Genomic DNA, 21,573 nt, shown 5'->3' on the forward strand with positions numbered 1-21,573 from the left:
TGGGTTAATGATATTCTAAATTAAGGTTTTAAACAGTGCCAAGGTATTTTATTTCAACACCTGACTGTTTTTCGACTCTTTGTAAAACTTTATTCAATTGGGATTTTCTAACTTCAAATCTGATGGTACATTCATTATCAAACTGTTGATTAAGAACAGTCAGCTGTTCTTCCTTCACCAAACGCATCACATCGTTCATGACCAGGTAATCAAACTTAATCTCATAAATATCGTTAACCGTCTTATCAACAATCACAGCCATGTTAACTGCCTCTACAGCAGCAGATTTATAAGCGTTGATTAAACCAGGAACTCCAAGTAATGTACCTCCAAAATAGCGAACTACAATGATCAGTATATTGGTCAGACCAGCTGATAACAAGGCATTTAAAATAGGTCTGCCAGCTGTACCAGAGGGTTCACCATCATCATTTACACGATAAACACTTTTATCAGGCGTAAGGCGGTAAGCATAACAGAAATGGTTGGCCTTTGTATGTTCAGCTCTTAATTTCATCAAATGTGCTTTAACATCATTTTCTGAAAGCAGCGGATAGGCAAAAGCGATAAATTTACTCCCTTTATCTTTAAAGGTTCCTTCTGCGGGATGATCTATCGTCTTATAGGTATCATCAAACAGCATATTTTTGCGATAATGTAATCAGTAAAATGGCCGCAAGAGCCATGGCTATACCGACATAATTCAACTTACTGACTTTCTCTTTAAACAAGACTATACCAATTATACTCCCTAGAATAATTACCCCCATATTCATTGCAGCAAATACCGTAGAAGGATTGTCGGCCATTGCCCGGTGAGCTTTCATATAAAACAGGATATTTCCAAAATTGAAGCATCCCAATACAATACCACAAAAGAAATTGATCAATTCAACTTTTTTCTTTCTGACTAAAACAACATATCCTAAAATAACTGCCGCGATTATAAACGAGATACAAAAAATAACCATTAATGTACTGGTATAAGGAATAGACTTATCCAATGCCAGTTTTTTAAACATGACATCAATCAGCCCGAATCCAATAAAGACCAGAATGGGATAAACATAAGAGTTTGTTTCCGTCTTCACAGTCGACTTACGGGAAAGCGTGAGTACAATAGCTAAAAAACCGACTAAAAGTCCGGCAACCTTTAATCCTCCAAAGTTTTCTCCGAAAAGATATAACGAAGCCAGAATAGGGATAAATAAAGACAAACGCTGTGCGATATCTGATTTCACTATTCCTATGTTTCTGACAGATGCCCCAAGGATAAGAAATAAGACAGGTAATAATACACCAATTGCAATAGCAAGTGTAGTCGGCACCGCTACAAGCTGAACCAATTCTGGCCTGAAGAAAATATAACTTAGAATTATGGCCGCCAGGTAATTCCACATTACCGCTTGCAGCACATGAATATTATAGCGTTTTGCCAGTTTTAGCAAGACTGCTACGGTTACACTACAGCTGATACTGAGTAATATGTATATCATTTATTATTGTAATTTTTATATATAGTTAACTGATCTTTATCTACTTGCGTAACTGATATAATGTTTCCATTGATCACAGGGGAATGTATTCCAGTATCCCAGCTTGAAGAGGAATTAAAGACTCTGGCCTCATCCCATAATCCAGAAGAGATAAACTGGTTCAGAATATTCGCACCACCTTCAATAATAATAGATTGTATATCCATCAAATACAATTGATAAGCGATCTTCTGCGGAAGATAATATTGCATATCTTCCATTTCAATAAAATGGATATTCCCCTCTACACTCGTTTTCTGTTCGTTGAATATAATGGTTTTAGCATCTGTATTATATAATTGACTATCTGCTGGTATTTCAAGTTTACGATCAATAGCAATCCTGATTGGGTTTTTCCCCGGCCATTCCCTTGCACTAAGGGCAGGATTGTCTGCAATTGCAGTCTGTTTACCAACTAAAATGGCATCTTCCTCCGTTCTCCATTTATGAACCAGCTTTTTTGAAAGCGGGCCACTGATCCACTGCTGCACAGAATTCTTAGGTGCAAAGTATCCATTCGCTGTTCTGGCCCATTTCAAGATAATATAAGGCCTCTGCTGAGCAATTCTTGTAAAAAAACGACGATTCACTTCAAAACACTCTGCTTCAAGCACCCCGGAAACTACTTCAATGCCTGCATTTTTTAATCTTTCAATCCCCTTGCCATCTACGTCAGGAAAAGGATCACGATTACCAATCACTACCTTTTTTAGTTGATGGCGAATCAGTAAATCAGCACATGGAGGTGTTTTCCCAAAATGAGCACAAGGTTCAAGACTTACATAAGCAACCGCATTTTTTAATAATTCTGCCGCCTGTTCACCATACCGGTCTGTAACAGAACGGATAGCATTCACTTCAGCATGAGCCTGACCATATTTCTGATGATAACCTTCTCCTATAATCTTTCCTCCGCTGACAATTACGCAACCTACTAATGGATTTGGGCTTACCTGACCGTTCCCCATTTCTGCTAACTCCAGACAGCGTTTCATGTACAATTCATCGCTCATATGGACAAAAATAGCTTCAATTTATGAGCTATTGAAATATTTCGACCACAGAGATGCAACATTTATTAATACTTTTGCATTTAATGAATGTTAAGCAATTAGAACAATACTTTATCAAAGAACTATCCGCACTGTATGATGGGGAAGAAGCAAAGCAATTGTTTTGCCTGGCAGCCGGACAAATATCTGAATGGAACAGGAGTCAATTACTAATCAATGCAACGACGCAATTAAGCGCGGAACAATCTTCAGCTTATAACTATATCCTGCTGGAACTGAAAAAGGGAAGGCCGATGCAGCACATCTTTGCAGAAGCATGGTTCTACGGGCTTAAATTTAAAGTCACTGAAGCTGTCCTGATTCCAAGACCCGAAACAGAAGAATTAATAGAGTGGATTCTGGATACAGTAAAAACACAACCCGTTTCCAGCATATTGGACATTGGTACCGGCAGCGGATGTATTGCGATTACTTTAAAAAAGAACCTTGAACAAGTAGAAGTAACCGCACTTGATGTTTCTGCTGAGGCATTAAAAGTGGCCGCGGAAAATGCAATAACTAATACAGCTGCTGTTAATTTCATTCATTCAGACATCCTGACTTATAGCAGTCCGTCCAAATACGACCTGATTGTAAGTAATCCACCATATATTACTGAAAACGAAAAAAAAGAAATGCATCAGAATGTTTTGGATTACGAACCACATCTGGCTTTATTTGTGAGCAATGAAAATCCTTTATTATTTTACAAAGGCATCGCAGATTTCGCACTGATCAATCTGCATCCAAAAGGGAAATTATTTTTTGAAATTAACGAGTATCTAGGTAAGGAAACAGTAGAGATGCTTTCTGCTAAAGGATTCACTGACATTATCTTAAAACAAGACATGCAAGGTAAAGACCGCATGATTTTATGCAATTTATAAATTACGTTCTAGGGTGAAACTGTGTGATTATACCTCTTAAATAATCTTTGTCCAAATGCGTATACACCTCTGTGGTAGTAATACTTGAATGGCCTAACATTTCTTGTACAGCCCTCAGATCTGCACCACCTTCAATCAAATGAGTTGCAAAAGAATGTCTGAAGGTATGCGGACTGATCGTCTTTTGTAAACCTATGGCAACTGCCAATGCTTTAATCATAGTGAATACAGAAATCCTGGATAACCTTGAACCCATTCTATTCAGGAATATATAGTCCTCATTTCCCTTTTTAATGGCCAAATGTACCCTAACCTGGCTTAGATAAATATCAATATACTTCAGCGCAACTGCTCCAATAGGGACAATCCTTTCCTTATTTCCTTTACCAGTTACTTTAATATATTCCTGCGTAGGGTTCAGGTCTGAAATACGAAGGGTTATCAGTTCAGTTACCCTTAGTCCACAACCATACAAGACTTCCAAAATTGCTTTGTTTCTCATCCCTTCTGGTTTAGAAGCATCTATAGCCTCAACCAAAGCATTAATTTCTATCACATTCAATATATCAGGAAGCTTTCTGCTTAATTTAGGAGAGTCCAGTTGCTGAGCAGGATCAATATCAATTAATTGTTCCAGCATCAGATAATTGAAGAAAGACTTTAATCCAGAGATGACCCTGGCCTGCGTATTAGCCAGCATACCAAGCTCACTCAACCATTTAACAAAATCATGTAATACGCTATCAGTTATACTTTTAACAGAAAAATCCTTACCAATAACTTCATAATACTGAAACAGCTTGGCAACATCATTCAGGTAGGCATCGACAGAGTTTTCAGAAAGTCCGCGTTCCAGTTTTAAGTAGGCCCTGAATGCATTATAGTAAGGATAATTAATCACTCGAATTTTTATTTATTAGTTTTTAAGTCTAAGTTTGAAAGGATGAAGATACAGATTATTAACGGACCTAATTTAAATCTGCTGGGCATACGCGAACCAGGAGTGTACGGAAACAAAAGTTTCGAAGGATACTTTACAGAATTAAAAGACAAATACAAATATATAGAACTCGAATATTTCCAAAGTAACGTAGAAGGGGAGCTGATCAACAAATTACATGAAGTTGGCTTTTCATTCGATGGTATTATTTTAAACGGCGGAGGATATACACATACTTCAGTAGCCATTGCGGACGCAATTTCGGGCATCAATACACCAGTCGTAGAAGTACATGTCTCTAATATTTATGCCAGAGAAGAATTCCGTCACGTTTCTCTGACCGGAAAAAACTGCAAAGGCGTATTAACCGGTTTCGGATTAGACGGCTATCGTCTGGCTATCGAAAGTCTTTTAGCTGGCTAAACTTTCTGATTCCCTTTATAAAAAAACTCCAGACCACACTGGAATGATAAACGCCGGTGTGTTTGGAGTAGGCTAATTGCGTTTTAGCTCTTTTAGCGCCCGTCTTTCTAAGGTTGGCTAAGAACTGAAAATGTGCCTTATTCACAGCAAATGCGAATTTGGTTTCTCCCTTAATCAGAAACTGTATCCAGGCTACAAAGTCAATAGTCATCCTGAGGGTTATACTCCATACCGCTTCCAGCGCAGGAAGGTTCTTTTGCATAATCATCAGGTTATTTCTAAAGTTCAAAAACACTTTATAAGGACTATTTGTCGCTAAAGTGCCTCCACCAACATGGTAAACCTCCGCATCAGGACAATAAATAATATGATATCCGAGGTTCTTTAAACGCCAGCAAAGGTCAATTTCTTCCATATGCGCAAAAAGATCAGGATCTAAACCTCCCGTTTCTTCCCATTGTGCTCTTTTAATAAAAAAGGCTGCACCACTTGCCCAGAAGATCTCTTTAGAATCGTTATATTGCCCTAAATCATCTTCTACCTGATCAAAAATCCTTCCCCTGCAAAAAGGAAAAACATTAATATCCAGAAAACCACCCGCAGCACCAGCATATTCAAATTGAGTTTTATTCTTCTGCCATTTAATTTTAGGCTGAGCAGCCGCGATACGAGAATCCGCTTCCATTGCCTTAATGACAGGTTCAATCCAGTTTTCAGGAACCTCTACATCAGAATTCAGTAAAACATAATAATCGGCACTTACCTGTTTAAGAATCCGGTTATAGCCCTCTGCAAATCCATAATTATGATCATTCACAATAATCTGTATCTCAGGAAAATTGGCTCTTACATAATCCACAGATCCATCTGTGGATGCATTGTCACCTACAACTAACTGAAGATTCGTATACCTGGTTTTAACTACTCCGGGTAAAAAATCAGACAATAATTGTTTTCCATTCCAATTGAGGATCACAACAGCTACACTCGGCTCTGACATTAGCTTAATTTCTCGTTTACGTTCATAAAAAAATGGAGATCAAATAGGAAAAAAGCCTTTTTTATCATTATTTTGCCTGATTGAAAATGCAAACATAAATTAACCAATGCACAATCCAGCTATATTTCCTCTTTTTTATCTTCCTCCTGTAAGTTATTTCTCTGCTTTAAACGCTCATAATTACGAATTCATTTTAGAAAAGGAAGAACATTTTCCTAAACAAACTTACCGTAACAGAACCAGAATTTATTCACCAAATGGTGCTTTAGACTTGTTTCTGCCAGTAATTAAAGGTTCAAAATACCATACAAAGGTCAAAGATGTAAAAATAAGTTATGATTTTAAATGGCAGCGCCTGCACTGGTTAAGCTTAGAAAGCTGTTACCGGAATTCTGCCTACTTCGAATATTATGAAGATGAACTCGCAGTTTTCTATAACAAGAAATTTGAGTTCCTTTTTGACTATAATCTGGAAATATTAGAGTGGATCTTCAAACAACTAAAAAAACCGGCAGATTTTAATTTCACTACAGAATACGTTAAAGAAATAGCTCCTGAAAATGATTACAGGCTTAAACTTCATTTCAAAGAACCTGAATTGATTACCCCTGCAAAACCTTATTTCCAAGTATTCGAAGATAGAATGGGATTTATGCCAAACATGAGTATCGTTGATTTGTTATTCAATCAAGGTCCTCAGACCAAAAACTATCTTTAAAATATGGGCATTGATAAAAAAGGCAAATCACGTAAAAAGAAAAAACGTTTAAAAATACCTCTGGCGGGCTCCAGTCCGGGAGTAGTATATATTGATGAAAATTCACTAAAACCAGTAATTACACTTCATAAGATCAATGCAACAACTTATGAAACGAAAGAGCTTCCCAATATCAATCAGATTGCTCAGTTGCTGGCAGATAAGAATTTCACTTTCTGGATAGAAATAAAGGGATTCGGATCTCCGGAATTATTCGAAACCTTAAACAGTGAACTTCATGTCAACCGGTTGATCCTTGAAGATATTACAAGATCCTATCAAAGACCAAAACTAGAAGAATACGATGATTATGTTTTCGCGGTCAGCAGAATGCTTTTGCTCGATGAAGAAAAGAATCTGGAAAACGAGCAATTATCATTTATCCTGACAGATAATGCCTTGATTACTCTTCAGGAAAACTATTCTGACTGTTTTAGCCCGGTTATCCAAAGGTTAAAAGCAGGCAAGGGGAATATCAGGATTTCGGGGAGCAGCTACATTATGTATGCACTCATGGATATTGTTGTAGATAAGTATTTTGAAATCCTTAGTTTCTGGAGCGAAGAGCTTGACCTGATAGAAGATCGCCTGTTTGATAAACCGGATAAGAGTTTTATGTTCGACGTTCAGCTGATCAAAAGAAACTTAATTAATATACGCAGAGTTGCATGGCCAGAAAGAGACAAACTAAATGATATGCTTCGCAGTGATAGTCATCTGATCACTGAGCAAACCAAACCCTATATTCGTGATGCTTATGATCATTGTATACAAGTTATTGATATAGTGGAGTCTCTGAAAGAGATTTCGGCCAGTAATATTGATATGTATCTATCAATTATCAGTAACCGGATGAATGAAATCATGAAAGTACTCACGATCATTTCTTCCATATTTATCCCACTTACTTTTATTGCCGGAGTCTACGGAATGAATTTTGCCAAAGAAGATCCGGTAACTCATAAATTTATGCCTTACAATATGCCCGAGCTGTACGCTTCGCACGGATATTTGTATACGATGTTGATTATGGTAGTTATTGCAGTGCTTCAGGTTATCTATTTTTGGCGAAAAGGATGGTTTAAGTAAATGTCAGCGGTCATAAAAGAGAAAATATAATTACCTTAGCCTGGCATGCAATCCTATGAACTAGACAAATCTGATGTTACCAGAATAAAATCCGCCCTCAATGGCAGCGATAATCAATTAGCTGTAATTCTGGATGAATATCACGCGTCCGAAATTGCCATCTTATTTGAAAGCCTGACACAAGAGGACAGACAGCGTATTATCAACCTTCTTCCCGTTGAAACTGCATCAGAGATTTTTGCCGAGATGCATGAGGAAGCGCACCCTGAAGAATTACTTTTCCAGCTTCATCCGGATAAGCGTACAGAGATTGTAGAAGAACTCGATTACGATGATGCGACAGATATTATTTCGCAACTAGAAGAACACGAGCAAAAAGAGATCCTTGAAGACCTGAGTGAAGATGACGCCTCTCATATCAGAAACCTGCTGAGTTACGATGAAGATACAGCAGGAGGGCTGATGAACACGGAGTTTATCCGGATTCAGCTTCACCTGAAGAAAAAGGATGCTATTGACGAGATCATCAGACAAAGTGAGGAAATTGAAGAATTCTATACCATTTTTGTGGTAGATGAAAACAACGTATTCCAGGGAATTGTCTCCTTAAAAGATATTATCAAAGCTAAAGGCAATGTAGAAATCACTTCACTTGTGAAGTCTGATGTGGCCTGGGTAAGTCCGGATACAGATCAGGAAGAAGTAGCAAGACTGATTTCTCAATATAATATTACCAGTATTCCTGTTCTGGACAACCAGATGAAACTATTGGGGAGAGTAACTTTCGATGACGTTATTGACGTTTTAGAAGATGAAAACACAGAAGACATTCTGAAAATATCCGGAGTATCAGAAGATGAAGAATTAAGTGGTAACTGGGTAGAGGCCGTAAAATCAAGACTACCCTGGTTAATTATCAATTTAGGAACTGCTTTTCTGGCTTCGGCAGTGGTCAGGCACTTCGAACCAACCATTGCTAAAATTGCAGTGCTTTCTGCTTACATGACTATTATTGCAGGAATGGGGGGTAATGCAGCAACTCAGGCACTGGCTGTAACTGTCAGGAGGATTTCCTTATACGATTTGACTGATAATCAAGCTTACCGGACCGTCTTAAAAGAATTTACTGTAGGTCTGATCAACGGTGCCGTAACCGGATTAATTGTTTTCATCTTTGCTCTTGTATTTGATGCAAATCCATTATTAGGGCTTGTTATTTTTCTGGCAATGACAGGCAACCTGGTTATTGCAGGTGTAACAGGAGCGGGGATACCACTTATGCTGAAAAGAGTAGGTATCGACCCTGCAATTGCTTCATCTATCATCATCACCACTTTTACCGACGTATTTGGCTTTTTACTTTTACTCGGAATGGCCAGTAAATTATTGCTTTAAGTTGGTAAAAGCTGCTTTAGTACAAAGCAGCTTATTCGTCGTCCATATTAATCTGTGAAGGAGAATAGTCAAAAAGACCCAAAATAGTATTTGCTTCGTCAATAAAGCGTTCGATCTTTTTAGTATTTCTGAAATTAATCAAAATCAATTGCCTGGTCTTTCCCTGACCAGGAAGATCAAGAATAGCCTTTACTTCTGTACCGGTATAGATAAAGTTCATAGACTTACGAACAATCAAAAACTGGATAAAATCATCAAATGAATAAGTCTTTCGAATAGCACCACCTAAAGTTGAATAGATAATCTGGCGGTTACCCTGATCAAAACTTACAGAAGTGAAAAACGCATTTACGAAAACCGCACCCAATACTAAAGGAAGATAAGTAACCATTAATCTTTTATAAGTTTCCCTGTCATTCATAAAATCCGGATAAGCCAGGATAACAAAAGTCAGCGCAATTAGTAATATTCCTAGAATAAGACCACCTGTTTTGTTAAAAAGCACCTTATAAATTCCATTTTCTTCTTTAAAGAACTGAAAATCAAAAACGGGTGATTTAACATGCAGGGGACGATTAGAGAACACAAGCTCATTGATCCTCGGTAAAACTTCTTCCTCATAAGCGATCAGGTTTTTATTCGTTAATTTGGAATAACCACAAGAAATAAGAATTCCTTTCCCATGTCTGTTTTCCTTGGAAAACACCTTATAACTTATAGCCCCCATCGTATCATAGGGAGTAATTGTCGCAATCTGATCAAAAGGAATACTATTGGTTGTTATTCCGAATACCCTGGTATATAATTGCCTGCTATCCCCATCAAAGATAGCTTTTCGCTCGCCGCTCCCGTATAAAACAAGTGCAAGCAATACAATCAGGCCTTCAAATATCAACAGCGTAGAAACGTTGGTTAAAGTATCGGTCAGGAATAAAGTAATATTCAGCACAGTAAATGCAATCAGATAAATTATACTGATTCTGCGCGCCATTCTCGCCGGGTAAATAGTCAGGGTATCAGCTTCGTTAATCCAGTAGGTTTTCGCCATTTTGTTTATATTAGTTTAGATTGCAGGACTCACAAAGGTAAGTAACCTGGTAATATTTTTTACCGTCCTCATAACGGGTAGTTCCACTGGAGATTATCTTTTCTCCTCTTAAAAAAGTCTTTTGATCAACGCCGGTCAGCTTTTGATACTTTGTCTTTGTTGGAACTAAGTAACTGATAGTTTCTGTGGTCATTGCCGGAGTATAGTAAATAAACAAGTACTCCTGCGCAATTTTATGATGATACAAATATAAAAATCCACCTGCTTTTCTCGGGCCACCATAAACCTCTTTAAAGCCATTTTTCTTTAAGATCTGCGGATGTGAAACAGCAGCATCTTTCCAAAACGAGAACATACTGCTGCCTTGAAATGTTTGTGCTGCACAATACGTGCTAAAAAAAAGCGGGAGCGCAATAAGGATTAAGTATTTCTTCATTTTATAATATAATTTATCTCATAAAAAAGCCGCTGCCTTTGATAAAGCAGCGGCTCTATATTTATTTAAGCACTATATAGCGGTAACTCTTGTTTCAATATTACCTCTTGTAGCTTTTGAATAAGGGCATGCCTTATGTGCTTTGTCAGCCAGTTTCTGAGTTTCCTCATGACTGAGCCCAGGAATATGTACATCCAGTTCTGCCGACAACACATAAGCATTTCCATCCTGATTAAACGAAACCTGTACATTTACAGTAGCATCAGCTACCTCTACACCTTCATTTTTTGCTACCGCATGTAATGCACCCAGATAACAAGGGCCCCATGCCGCAGCAAATAATTGTTCAGGATTTGTTGCTCCTCCCTGACCACCCATTTCTTTAGGTGTTCTTACTTCAAATTCTATTGTTCCGTCACTTGATTTTATATGGCCATCACGACCTCCTTTAGCTAGTACCGCAGCTGTATATAACTTTTCCATGTTTTCTTGTTTATGCTATTACAACAAAAATCTATGCCTTAAGTTTTATATTTTAATCCTTTCAGTTAATTTAAAGATATCATAAGCTACCTTCTGGATCATCTCATACTGCTCAATAACCATCATTTCATTCGGGTCAATCCCTTTCTTATCATCCTGTATACTTTTGATTAAAGGCACGTTACTAGGCTCTTCATTATTTTTAATCAGGTACTCCACAGAAAGATTCAACAGGTAAAGTGTATTGTTTACCGTTGGTTTTAAATCCTCAGGATGGGTTAATATAAAAGAGTGCTCCTTAAAATAAAGCGAAAGTGTCGCTGTATAAGAAGACAGCAAATGATTTAGTGCTGTAAACTGATGCATCTCGGGCATTAACCGCTGTTTGCTCTTAGGCTCAGAAAACATCTTTTGAAAAATAGAAGATAGATTCGCAGACGTGACATAAACCTCTTTGCGTGAAAGTCTGTAATTGGTCAGGTTGTGTTCGGTTTCCGTATACAAAAGTGTAACCTGATCAAAATAGGCCATATTTGCCCTTAAAGTACTCAGCATAGCTTCCTTTAAATTCTTATTCTCCCAATTAGGGAATAGCGTATAACTCCCTAATAAAGCGATTGCTGAACCAATTAAAGTATCAAAAATCCTTTCCCTGGCTACAGACAAACTACCCATTCCTAAAAAGTCGAACAAGACCAGGATATAAGGCGTCATAAACAACACACTCACAATATAATTCTTCCTTTGAAAGCTGTAGGTCCCGATCATACAAAACAACAGGATAAAAAACAGTGTATGCTTATCATGGATATAAATCAGGATTCCCATCCCGATAAGCGCACCGACAACCGTTCCTATTAAACGCTCGTAATTTCGCTGCTTGGTCAGACTAAAAGCTGGTTTGGAAATAACCAGTACAGTTAGTAAAATCCAGTAACTATGGGAGGAATCCAGCATTTTGGCAACCAGATACCCGATCAGCATGGCAATTGATACGCGCATGGCATGTCTGAAAGTAGAAGAACTAAAGGTAAGGTTATCAAAAAACAGCTTGGCATCAAACTTCTGTCTTGTAATAAAACGCTCTGTATCTACCGCACTGCTATTCTTTAAATTCTTTTTCTCTTTCTTATTGAAGTATCCATTGATAGTTTTAACCCTTGCAGCTATATTTTCAATATTTACTTCTATATTTTTCAGTGCAATCAGACCCAGTGTATTATACTTGCCGTCTGTATTATCTTTTTCAAGTGCATTGATTTCATCTTTCAGCCGTTTCACATCTTCCGTTAATACCGCAGGCGGACGGGGAGTACCACCAGTTTTAAGTGCAAATGCAATCTCATCCAGCTCCCAGGCAATCCGGTTGATAATTCGTTCATAGCGGGAAAGTATTCCAGCCTTATCAAACTGATCATGGAGTTGTTTATAATTATAATACGTGGACATCACCTGTTCATACAGATCCACCATATCTACAAAAACCAATAACAAGAAACGGCCTTCCGGCGTTGACTCCCTCACAATTTCACGCGTCTTAAAAAGTACCTCTCTTACCGCATCCTGCTTTTCATGAACAGCCACCTGAAGCTGGATCAGCTCTGCATAATTGTCATCATAATTAGTACTTTCATGATAAAACTTAGCCTTCGCTCTTAAGAATTCACTGACCTCATGAATAGAATCACTCAGCGTTTGCTGCACCAGGCGATAAGGCCTGAGTCGGTAAAAGAAATAACTTAAAACGGTATACCATAAACTACCCGAAAAAACCAGTCCAGAATAGATCAGTACATCTTTCCATGGCCTTACGTCATCAATACTCAAAACCATGATCAGCAAAGATGCCGTACCCACTAAAGCCGCTCTTGTACCGTAAAGGAAAAACATAGAGAACAGAAAACTACAAGCCACCAGCAGCACTGCAATAAAATACTGGTTTTTATTCGTTAAACCGACAATCACTGACAACACCGTGATCAGTACCGTAGTCACTAACATCGCATTTCTTCGGTGAACAATCGGCCCGGGGGTGTCAACAACGCTTACACATAGCGCACCTAACGATAAAGTCATTCCATATTTAAGCAGACCAAACTGAGCCAAAATCAAAGAGGGCAGAAGCACCCCGAAGGTGATCCGCAGCCCATCTGCAAAATAGGTGCTCAGTAAAAAATCATGTATACTTCTGACGGGACGGTTAAACATTTCTGGAGGTTAATATTTGAATGGAGCAATAATCTGACCGAAACAACCTGATTTAATAAATGTAAATCAGGAATGGTGCTTTTTAAGTGCAGCAGAGCAAATAAACAGGCCGATAAGCGTTAGAAAAGCAGCCATTAAAAATGGTGCACCAGGAAAATAAATTGAATGTTTTGGATTGGTGAAATAAGCAAAAAGGTTATTCATCATTAGCGGGCCGAAGATTGCCGCAACACTCATCAAACTCGCCGTAAACCCCTGTATCTCACCTTGTGCATTTGCTTCGACATTGTTGGAAATAATCCCTTGCATCGCCGGACCATAAATACCCGCCAGCCCATAAGGGAGCATGAAAGCGAACATCATCCAGCCCTGTGTCGCGAATGCAAAAAGAACAAATCCGACTATGTATAAAACCAATCCATAAAAAACAGCTTTTTCCTGTCCGATTTTAGGAATAATTATCCGGATCAATCCACCCTGTACTACACCCACTACAATTCCGACAAAACCCAGAGAATATCCTACCCAGGCTTCATTCCAGTGAAACTTTTCCATGGTATAATAGGTCCACGTAGACTGAACTGCATGTGCTGCCAGGTATAAAAGAAATAAAGCAGCCAAAAGACCTATCAATTTAGGATATTTTACAACCCGCAACAAAGACCCGACAGGATTTGCCCTTTTCCAGTCAAAACTTCTTCTGTTTTCTTTGGCTAAGGATTCTGGTAAAATAAAATAACCATAAAGCCAGTTGACTAATGCCAGCACAGCTGAAATAATAAAAGGGATTCTAAGCCCAAACTGACTGAATATACCACCAATAACAGGCCCTACAATAAAACCTATACCAAACGCAGCTCCAATCATTCCAAAGTTCTGTGCCCTTTTTTCCGGCGTACTTACATCAGCAATATAGGCCATAGCTGTAGTAAAGCTTGCCCCGGTAACTCCTGCCAACGCCCTCCCTACAAATAACCATCCAATAGTTGGTGCAAAAGCCAGGAAAATATAATCAATACCCAAACCGAACAGCGAAGCTAAAAGTATAGGTCTGCGTCCAAATTTATCGCTTAAACCACCTAAAACAGGGGCACTGATAAATTGCATAACAGAGTATGACATAGTCAGATAACCACCGTAAAGCGCAGCAACACTTATTCCGCCACCAGTAAGTTCTTCAATTAATTTGGGCAGGACAGGGATGATAATTCCAAATCCCGTAAAGTCAATCAATAATGTAATAAAAATAAATCCAATTGCGGATTTCTTTGGAGAGGCCATATGATAAATTAAACCGTAAAATTAGATTAATTTTTGCCAATTGCATATTGAATACCACCTAATAAATGTTGAAGATAATTCTGGTCAGCATAAGATTCCTCAGTATGACCTAATTCTGTATACCAGGATCTGCCGCCATCATATTTATGATACCAGGCCATTGGATGTACCTCACCATTGATACCTCCTGTATAAGACTTTTCATCTATTGTAATTAACACTTTGATATCTTTACTCACGTCTTTGAAATTGTACCACTCATCTTTCCTGGTCCAGACTGCTGGCAGGTGTTTCGTTGAGATATGCGACCGGTCTGTTACATGCAGTACCGCTTGCTGCTGCGCAGGATGACTTACAAAATAAGCACCAACCAATTTACCATACCATGGCCATCCGTATTCCGTATCTGTAGCTGCATGTACGCCGGCAAATCCGCCGCCACCTTGTATATACTTCTCGAAATCCGCTTGCTGATCATCATTCAACACATCACCTGTAGTTTGAAAGAAAACTACAGCCGCATATTTTTTTAACGAATCTGTATTAAAATAAGCTGCATTTTCAGTAGTATCCACCACAAAACCGTTTTCCTTACCTAATTTAATAATCGCTGTTTTTCCAGTAGCAATAGCACTATGTCTGAACCCGGCTGTTTTAGAAAACACAAGAATACGGGGTTTAGCTGACTGCCCATAAGCAGTTACGATCAAAAATGGCAGTAAAATAAAGCTGAATAACAGGGTTAGATTTTTCATATTGAAATATACTTATAAATCATAATAACATAAGAATTAATATTAACCTTTAAGAAGATGCCACGACTTGGTTTTAGTAAATGTCCTCAGTCCCTGATGAGACAAAGTTGCGCCAATCCCCGAATGTCTTCTTCCGCTCCAGGGAAGGCCTGCACTTACCCGGTCACAACAATTCCAATAGCCAGTTCCAGAATCTACCTGAGAAAGTATTTCCTTTGCCCGTTCCAGGCTACCCGTATAAACGGACGCCGTTAGGCCGTATACAGAGTCTTTCATCAGCCGGAGCGCCTCAGCATCATCTTTCACCTTCATAATGCCTATAATCGGCCCAAAACTCTCTTCCTGCATAACTTTCATATCATTAGATACTCCGGTCAGCACAGTAGGCTCAAAATTATACCCTTTACCAACAGTTCTTTTTCCACCACTCAATAAGACTGCGCCATTAGCTAAAGCATTCTGAACCTGCTCATTCAAAACATCAATTTGTTCTTTACGCGTTAATGCAGCAATATAAACACCTTCTTCAGTTGGAAGACCTATCTTCCATGACCTAACCTCTTTAACAAAAGCAGAAACGTATTCATCATACACAGCCTCATGAACATATATCCTTTCCACTGCACAGCAGCTCTGTCCATTATTATAAAATGCGCCATCCGCAGTTCCGGCAGCTACCGCTTCAATATCCTTCACATCATCAGCCACATATAAAGGATCTTTACCACCCAGTTCAAGTTGACAAGGAACCATTTTGGCTGCCACCCGCTGATAAATATGCTGCCCCGTGCGGTAAGAACCTGTAAAATAATATCCAGCAAAATCCATATCCAGCAAAAGTTCGCCAGTTTCCCCAGCACCTAAAGCGACCTGAAAAACCCCGTCAGGTACTCCAGCCTTTTTAAGCAGCTTTTCGATTTCCAAACCAGTTAATGACGCATATTCAGAAGGCTTATACAGTACCGCATTTCCAGCCAGCAATGCAGGTATAAAAACATTCACACCAACCAGGTAGGGGTAATTCCAGGCAGAAATATTACAGATTACCCCAAGCGGATCATAAGAGATAAATTCCTTCAGGTCAATTGTATTAACAACCTGTTCATCAGACAGATATTTAACAGCATGATTATACATCCATTGAATTCTTGCCCTTGCACCATTAATCTCATTGCGGGCTTGCTGTAAAGGTTTTCCAACCTCCGAAGTCAGTATACCAGCAAGCCTTTCTTTTTCCACTTCCAGTAAATCATCAAATTGCTGAATCACTTTGATCCGTTCAGATAAACCTATTTTAGCCCATTCCTTTTGTGCTTTTATTAATATTTCAAGTTTTGTATGCAACAAAGACTCAGTATCTTCCTGAAGTGTTGCAATGATCTCTTCTGTAGCAGGATTTATTACGTTCATTTTTCCATTTTTTTTACCTCTTCCAAAAACCGGTCTTTGAGCTTCTGAGAGAGTGGATTTATTTCCTTTTCCTTCATTCTTTCCGGATGCCATTGCACCGCAAGCATAAAAGACTTATCTGTTTTGTCTTTAAATTCCAGACCCTCAATCAGTTGATCCGGGCTGTCAGCATAACAATTTGCTATTAAATTCTTACTTAAGCTATATCCGTTAACTCCTTGATGATGTGCACTATTAACTATTCCATTTTCTGATCCAATTATAGCGTATAACATAGAGTTATGACCTATATTGACATAATGCACCTTATCTTCAGTCTCTTTTTTATGAATCAAATTTGCTGAACCAATGTCTTCCAGAACTTTTCCACCTTCCAGGATATTGATGTATTGCATCCCTCTGCAAATCCCCAAAACAGGTATCTTCAAAGCCTGTGAATAATCATAGATCAGCTTTTCAAACTCATCTCTTTCCGGCAGGAAAATATCAGGTTGCCCGGGATATTCCAGAGCACCTCCATAAAAAGAAGGAGTGACGTCAATCCCTCCGGTCAACAGAAAACCAGCACACAATTCAATATCCTTTACATTGTTTTTTTCGAAGGACAATTCAATCAGCTCTAAATTATCACCCAGATCAGCAGGTGTAAACCAATTCCAGTAATTTTGAAAATTAGTCTCCGTATAACTTATTCCAATCTTCTTTTTCATTAAAGTGCCTTTAAATACAACTGCTTAAAATCCTCCCGGCTTACCGGCTTTGGATTATTAGGGTGTGCAAAATCGGCTAACGCCAGATCTGCCAGCGTTTCAATATGTTCAGATTTCACCCCAATTTCACTTAACCGCTGAGGGATATGAACCTTTGAATTCAACTCAGCCAAATAGTTCACTACCGCTGCACCGGTTTCTTCTTTCAATTCCAGAGTTCTTGCAATACGCCTGAAACGATCTTCAAAACCAGCAATATTAAACTCCATCCCATAAGGGAGATTAACTGCATTTGCTAAGCCATGATGCGTGTCCAGCAAAGAAGAAAGCGGATGTGCCAGAGAATGTACCACACCTAAACCTTTTTGAAAAGCAATAGCGCCCATCATAGAAGCCATCAGCATTTTGCTTCTGCTTTCTAAATCCGGATGATTGGTTGCTTTTTCAAGCGAATCTTTGATCAGGTATATGCCTTCCAGTGCAATCCCATCACATAAAGGGTGTGGATTCTTCGCTAAAAAAGCCTCCAGATTATGTGTAAGCGCATCCATACCCGTTGCCGCAGTTATAAAAGGAGGTAGATCCATCGTCAATACCGGGTCAGCAAATACGATCTTTGCCATAAGTTTCGGAGAGAACAGGATTTTCTTCTGGTGGGTCACATCATCCGCAATAATTGCACTCCGGCCAACCTCACTTCCTGTACCCGCAGTAGTTGGAACAGCAATAAAATGAGGCACATCATTTGTTACATAAATATCACCACCAATAAGATCATCATATTTAAACAGATCTTCCCGGTGATTTACCCTTAAAACAATAGAGCGGGCCACATCCAAAGCTGCACCTCCGCCAATTCCAATAATACTGTCCCGCAAAGTGTTATCCCACACCTCAGTTCCCTTATAAACATCACTCTTTACCGGATTTTTATGGATTTCGCTAAACACCTCAACAGAGAGCTGATTGGCCTGTAAATCACTTACAATTCCCTTAAAAAAAGGTAAACTGGCAATAGTCGGATCAGTCACAATCATCGGGCGCTTTAACCCATTCTGCTGTAAATAGGCAGGTAATTCTTTAACCGCACCTGCACCAAAGCGAATGATCGTAGGAAAGTTATACTGATAAACCTTATCAAATGTCATAGCTATAATCGTTTAAATAATTTCAAAGTATCTTTTGAGTTCCCAATCGGTTACTACATTTGCATATTGTTTCCATTCCCATTCCCTGGTTAAAGAAAAATGCTCCACAAAATCAGCTCCGAACAACTCTTTTGCAACTGCCGAATGCTTCATCAGCTGCGTAGCTTCATGAAGATTGTGTGGTAAAACACCATAGGCAATTTCCTGGTAGCCATTGCCCGCAGTGGCTGGCTGTGTTAATTTCAACTGATGCTTAATTCCATATAATCCGGCAGCAAGGCAAGCTGATAAAGCCAGGTAAGGATTAGTATCCGAGCCAACAACCCTTGTTTCCAGTCTTGCAGCCTTTTTACTTCCCGGTAAAGCTCTTAAAGCAACCGTTCTGTTATCAATCCCCCAGGTCAAAGTAGTCGGTGCCCATGCGCCCTCCACAAGTCGTTTATAACTGTTCACTGTAGGGGCAATCAGCGGTAAAATATGTGGAAGACAATACAACTGTCCGGCGATATAACTTTTCATCAGTTCACTCATTTTATCCGGATCTGTTTCTTCATAAAACAGGTTTTTCTTCGACTCCTTATCCCATAAACTCTGATGCACATGACCACTGCATCCGGGCAGGTCTTCACTGAACTTCGCCATAAAAGTGGCCATAATCCCATGCCGGTAAGCAATCTCTTTCACTGCCGTTTTAAACAGCACAGCCTGATCTGCTGCCTGCAAAACCGGTGCGTATTTTATAGCTGCCTCATACACCCCAGGCCCGGTCTCCGTATGTAAACCTTCAATCGGAATCCCAAACCTGCAAAGCAAATCAAACAAATCGGTCATGTAATCATTTTTCAGGGAACTCCGTAAAATAGAATACCCGAACATACCGAGAGTTAAAGGCGTAAGCTGATGGTAACCTTTCTGAGCCGCACTTTCAGGTGTTTCGGAAAAATTGAACCATTCAAATTCCTGCGAGAAATAAGGAAGAAAGCCCTGTTGTTCAGTATCCGCAAGTACTTTACGCAATAACTGCCGCGGACAAGTATAAGCAGGAACATCACTTTCATCCACAAAGTCTCCCAGAAAAAATGGCACCTCATTTTCCCATGGAATTTTACGGAACGTACTTAAATCAAGTTTGACCAAGGCATCCGGATAGCCCGTATGCCAGCCCGTAAACTTGACATTATCATAAGCCACATCGCCCATATCCCAGCCAAAGGTGACATCACAGAATCCAATCCGGCCTTCAACAATAGTGGCAAATTTTTCAGCGGCAATATACTTGCCCCTTAAAACGCCGTCTATATCGGCAACAGCTACTTTTACTTTTCCCGAAGGATGTTGTTTTACATACGCTAATATTTCTTGAACTGTCATGGAGCAGAGGATTTAAACGTTCGGTATAACAAAAAGGTAATGGCCAATATGGAAAAGTAAATCAGCCCTAACTTAAAACTAAAGATCAGCATCGCTATGATGGAAACCACAGCTATAACCAGCGAAATTATCGGAAACAAAGGATAAAAAGGGACGCGAAAAGGACGATCCAGCTCAGGCTCATTCTTCCTTAAAAGCAGGATTGAAACCATAGATATAATATATAAAGTCAAAGCACCGAAAACAGAAATTACGATGATCTCTGAGGTTTTACCTGATAATAGTGCAAAGATCCCGATCACCATATTCCCAAACAAGGCATTTGCAGGTGTCTGAAAACGCGGAGAGATCTTACCTAAAAAAGAAGGAATGTTATGTACACGTCCCATTTCATAAGTAGAACGTCCGGCAGCGAGAATCAGCCCGTGAAAGGAAGCAACCAAGCCAAATAAGCCTACTGTAATTAACAAATGATACATCAGATGATTACTTCCGGTTATTTTGGCCAGCGCCAGTGGAAGAGGGGAATCTGAAGTTTCACCACTTATCCCGTTTTTATAAACTATTGCTTCCCATCCGGCGATACCTGTAGCTGCAATAAATACCAGCACACACAATACAACCAACGTAAATATCGCCCATCCAAAGCCCTTGCTAATATCTCTTTGAGGGTTTTTGGTTTCTTCCGCTACATTCGCCAGCCCTTCAATCCCTAAAAAGAACCAGATTGCAAAAGGGATGGCTGCAAAAACACCGTTCCAACCATTAGGGAAAGAATTGTGCGTCAGATTTACCGCTTCAAACTTCGGCAGTGCCAAGCCCGAAAACAGCAATAATTCGCCAACAGCCAGCACAGTCACTATGACTTCAAACGAAGCAGCAGCTTTAATCCCGTATATATTTAAACCGGTAAATATAAAATAGATCACAATCGCACTTGTTAAAACAGGAACCTGTGGAAAGAAGGCGTTAAAATAGGCGCCAATAGCGAAAGCAATTGCAGGAGGGGCGAGTATAAACTCAACAATCTGTGCAATTCCGGCAATAAAGCCAATATTTTTGCCCATTGCTCTATTGGCATAGTCAAATACGCCGCCAGCCTTAGGTATTGCACAAGCAAGTTCGGTATAACTGAACGTGAAAGTGACATACATCATAGCCACTCCAATAGTCGCAATAGCCATTCCGCCAGTACCGCCTTTTTCAAGGCCTAAATTCCAGCCGAAATACATGCCTGAAATTACATAACCAACACCAAGCCCCCAAAGCATAAATGGAGTCAGTGTTTTTCTTAAGCCCTTATTTTCTGTCATTTATGCTTCAATTACGCCCGTTACTAAATATAGGATATTTATTTAAAAATGTATCTGCCTGAGAAAATTCAACTCACTTTCTTTAAAGGAAAAACAAATCACATCATATTTGATAAAAGCCCGGTTCTAAGACTCTTGGATAACCAGGATCTGATTAAAAGACTTAGTAATTTTCATTTCACAGGAGGCAGATTACCGAAATTTCTCAATCAGGATATTTTAAAAAGTATAAAGTGTTAAAAATACACGACAACAGACATCAAAAAACTGCTCCCATTATTCACAGACGCATATAATATTAGTTTAAAGCCTTGTTTTATCGTATTAGCAAG

The 21,573-nt window shown here is 39.1% G+C and carries 21 protein-coding genes; 5 read left to right on the plus strand and 16 right to left on the minus strand.

Annotation, left to right across the window (positions count from 1 at the left end):
• Positions 1 to 28 precede the first annotated feature (28 nt).
• Genes HDE70_RS08985 through ribD form a run of 3 tightly spaced genes read right to left on the minus strand, consistent with a single transcriptional unit; the run spans position 29 to position 2,548 of the window.
• The gene (locus HDE70_RS08985; RefSeq protein ID WP_183889479.1) at positions 29 to 643 is read right to left on the minus strand and encodes an IMPACT family protein; all 615 of its coding nucleotides are present in this window, start codon (positions 641 to 643) and stop codon (positions 29 to 31) included.
• Positions 633 to 1,496, minus strand: coding sequence for a DMT family transporter (locus HDE70_RS08990; RefSeq protein ID WP_183889481.1), 864 nt, complete (start codon positions 1,494 to 1,496; stop codon positions 633 to 635). Before HDE70_RS08990 ends, HDE70_RS08985 begins: the two co-directional genes overlap by 11 nt.
• On the minus strand, positions 1,493 to 2,548 hold the full coding sequence (gene ribD, locus HDE70_RS08995) for a bifunctional diaminohydroxyphosphoribosylaminopyrimidine deaminase/5-amino-6-(5-phosphoribosylamino)uracil reductase RibD (protein WP_183889483.1): 1,056 nt from the start codon (positions 2,546 to 2,548) through the stop codon (positions 1,493 to 1,495). The genes HDE70_RS08990 and ribD overlap by 4 nt, the downstream gene beginning before the upstream one ends.
• Before the next feature lie 83 nt (positions 2,549 to 2,631).
• Here ribD and prmC point away from each other — a divergent pair, with 83 nt between their 5' ends.
• Complete coding sequence (gene prmC / locus HDE70_RS09000; RefSeq protein WP_183889485.1) at positions 2,632 to 3,474, plus strand: peptide chain release factor N(5)-glutamine methyltransferase; 843 nt, start codon at positions 2,632 to 2,634, stop codon at positions 3,472 to 3,474.
• Position 3,475: 1 nt separating this feature from the next.
• On the opposite strand, the gene xerD is transcribed toward prmC, so the two are convergent.
• Positions 3,476 to 4,375, minus strand: a complete 900-nt coding sequence (gene xerD / locus HDE70_RS09005) for a site-specific tyrosine recombinase XerD (protein ID WP_317617400.1) — start codon at positions 4,373 to 4,375, stop codon at positions 3,476 to 3,478.
• Positions 4,376 to 4,417: 42 nt separating this feature from the next.
• On the opposite strand from xerD, the gene aroQ reads away from it, so the two are divergent.
• A complete protein-coding gene (gene aroQ / locus HDE70_RS09010; protein WP_183867110.1) occupies positions 4,418 to 4,837 on the plus strand; it encodes a type II 3-dehydroquinate dehydratase in 420 nt (139 codons plus the stop codon).
• Here the strand turns inward: aroQ and HDE70_RS09015 are convergent.
• On the minus strand, positions 4,812 to 5,837 hold the full coding sequence (locus HDE70_RS09015; RefSeq protein ID WP_183889487.1) for a glycosyltransferase family 2 protein: 1,026 nt from the start codon (positions 5,835 to 5,837) through the stop codon (positions 4,812 to 4,814). The genes aroQ and HDE70_RS09015 overlap by 26 nt on opposite strands.
• A gap of 106 nt (positions 5,838 to 5,943) precedes the next feature.
• Between HDE70_RS09015 and HDE70_RS09020 the strand changes: the two genes are divergently transcribed.
• Genes HDE70_RS09020 through mgtE form a run of 3 tightly spaced genes read left to right on the plus strand, consistent with a single transcriptional unit; the run spans position 5,944 to position 9,078 of the window.
• Positions 5,944 to 6,555, plus strand: a complete 612-nt coding sequence (locus HDE70_RS09020; RefSeq protein ID WP_183889489.1) for a WbqC family protein — start codon at positions 5,944 to 5,946, stop codon at positions 6,553 to 6,555.
• A 3-nt stretch (positions 6,556 to 6,558) separates the two neighbouring features.
• A complete protein-coding gene (corA, locus tag HDE70_RS09025; RefSeq protein ID WP_183867107.1) occupies positions 6,559 to 7,683 on the plus strand; it encodes a magnesium/cobalt transporter CorA in 1,125 nt (374 codons plus the stop codon).
• Positions 7,684 to 7,728: 45 nt separating this feature from the next.
• Positions 7,729 to 9,078, plus strand: a complete 1,350-nt coding sequence (mgtE, locus tag HDE70_RS09030; protein ID WP_183867106.1) for a magnesium transporter — start codon at positions 7,729 to 7,731, stop codon at positions 9,076 to 9,078.
• A gap of 31 nt (positions 9,079 to 9,109) precedes the next feature.
• On the opposite strand, the gene HDE70_RS09035 is transcribed toward mgtE, so the two are convergent.
• The 11 genes from HDE70_RS09035 to eat form a co-directional block, all read right to left on the minus strand.
• Complete coding sequence (locus HDE70_RS09035; protein WP_183889492.1) at positions 9,110 to 10,126, minus strand: hypothetical protein; 1,017 nt, start codon at positions 10,124 to 10,126, stop codon at positions 9,110 to 9,112.
• 10 nt (positions 10,127 to 10,136) lie between these two features.
• A complete protein-coding gene (locus HDE70_RS09040; protein ID WP_183889494.1) occupies positions 10,137 to 10,562 on the minus strand; it encodes a hypothetical protein in 426 nt (141 codons plus the stop codon).
• 72 nt (positions 10,563 to 10,634) lie between these two features.
• Positions 10,635 to 11,045, minus strand: coding sequence for an organic hydroperoxide resistance protein (locus HDE70_RS09045; RefSeq protein WP_183867103.1), 411 nt, complete (start codon positions 11,043 to 11,045; stop codon positions 10,635 to 10,637).
• Between the two features lie 45 nt (positions 11,046 to 11,090).
• A complete protein-coding gene (locus HDE70_RS09050) occupies positions 11,091 to 13,253 on the minus strand; it encodes an FUSC family protein (RefSeq protein WP_183867102.1) in 2,163 nt (720 codons plus the stop codon).
• A gap of 66 nt (positions 13,254 to 13,319) precedes the next feature.
• Positions 13,320 to 14,534 carry a TCR/Tet family MFS transporter gene (locus tag HDE70_RS09055; RefSeq protein ID WP_183889496.1) on the minus strand — a complete coding sequence of 405 codons (1,215 nt, stop codon included), beginning with the start codon at positions 14,532 to 14,534 and terminating at the stop codon, positions 13,320 to 13,322.
• A 26-nt stretch (positions 14,535 to 14,560) separates the two neighbouring features.
• The gene (locus tag HDE70_RS09060) at positions 14,561 to 15,289 is read right to left on the minus strand and encodes a ThuA domain-containing protein (protein ID WP_183889498.1); all 729 of its coding nucleotides are present in this window, start codon (positions 15,287 to 15,289) and stop codon (positions 14,561 to 14,563) included.
• Between the two features lie 42 nt (positions 15,290 to 15,331).
• Positions 15,332 to 16,699: an aldehyde dehydrogenase family protein gene (locus HDE70_RS09065; protein WP_183889500.1), complete on the minus strand. Its 1,368-nt coding sequence runs from the start codon at positions 16,697 to 16,699 to the stop codon at positions 15,332 to 15,334.
• Positions 16,696 to 17,409, minus strand: a complete 714-nt coding sequence (locus HDE70_RS09070; RefSeq protein ID WP_183889502.1) for a gamma-glutamyl-gamma-aminobutyrate hydrolase family protein — start codon at positions 17,407 to 17,409, stop codon at positions 16,696 to 16,698. Before HDE70_RS09070 ends, HDE70_RS09065 begins: the two co-directional genes overlap by 4 nt.
• Positions 17,409 to 18,557 carry an iron-containing alcohol dehydrogenase gene (locus tag HDE70_RS09075; protein ID WP_183867097.1) on the minus strand — a complete coding sequence of 383 codons (1,149 nt, stop codon included), beginning with the start codon at positions 18,555 to 18,557 and terminating at the stop codon, positions 17,409 to 17,411. Before HDE70_RS09075 ends, HDE70_RS09070 begins: the two co-directional genes overlap by 1 nt.
• A 12-nt stretch (positions 18,558 to 18,569) precedes the next feature.
• The gene (locus HDE70_RS09080) at positions 18,570 to 19,928 is read right to left on the minus strand and encodes a glutamine synthetase family protein (protein ID WP_183889504.1); all 1,359 of its coding nucleotides are present in this window, start codon (positions 19,926 to 19,928) and stop codon (positions 18,570 to 18,572) included.
• Positions 19,925 to 21,241, minus strand: coding sequence for an ethanolamine permease (gene eat / locus HDE70_RS09085; RefSeq protein WP_183867095.1), 1,317 nt, complete (start codon positions 21,239 to 21,241; stop codon positions 19,925 to 19,927). Before eat ends, HDE70_RS09080 begins: the two co-directional genes overlap by 4 nt.
• Positions 21,242 to 21,573 lie beyond the last annotated feature (332 nt).

It is taken from the genome of Pedobacter cryoconitis, from assembly GCF_014200595.1.
Classification (GTDB): Bacteria; Bacteroidota; Bacteroidia; order Sphingobacteriales; family Sphingobacteriaceae; genus Pedobacter; species Pedobacter cryoconitis_C.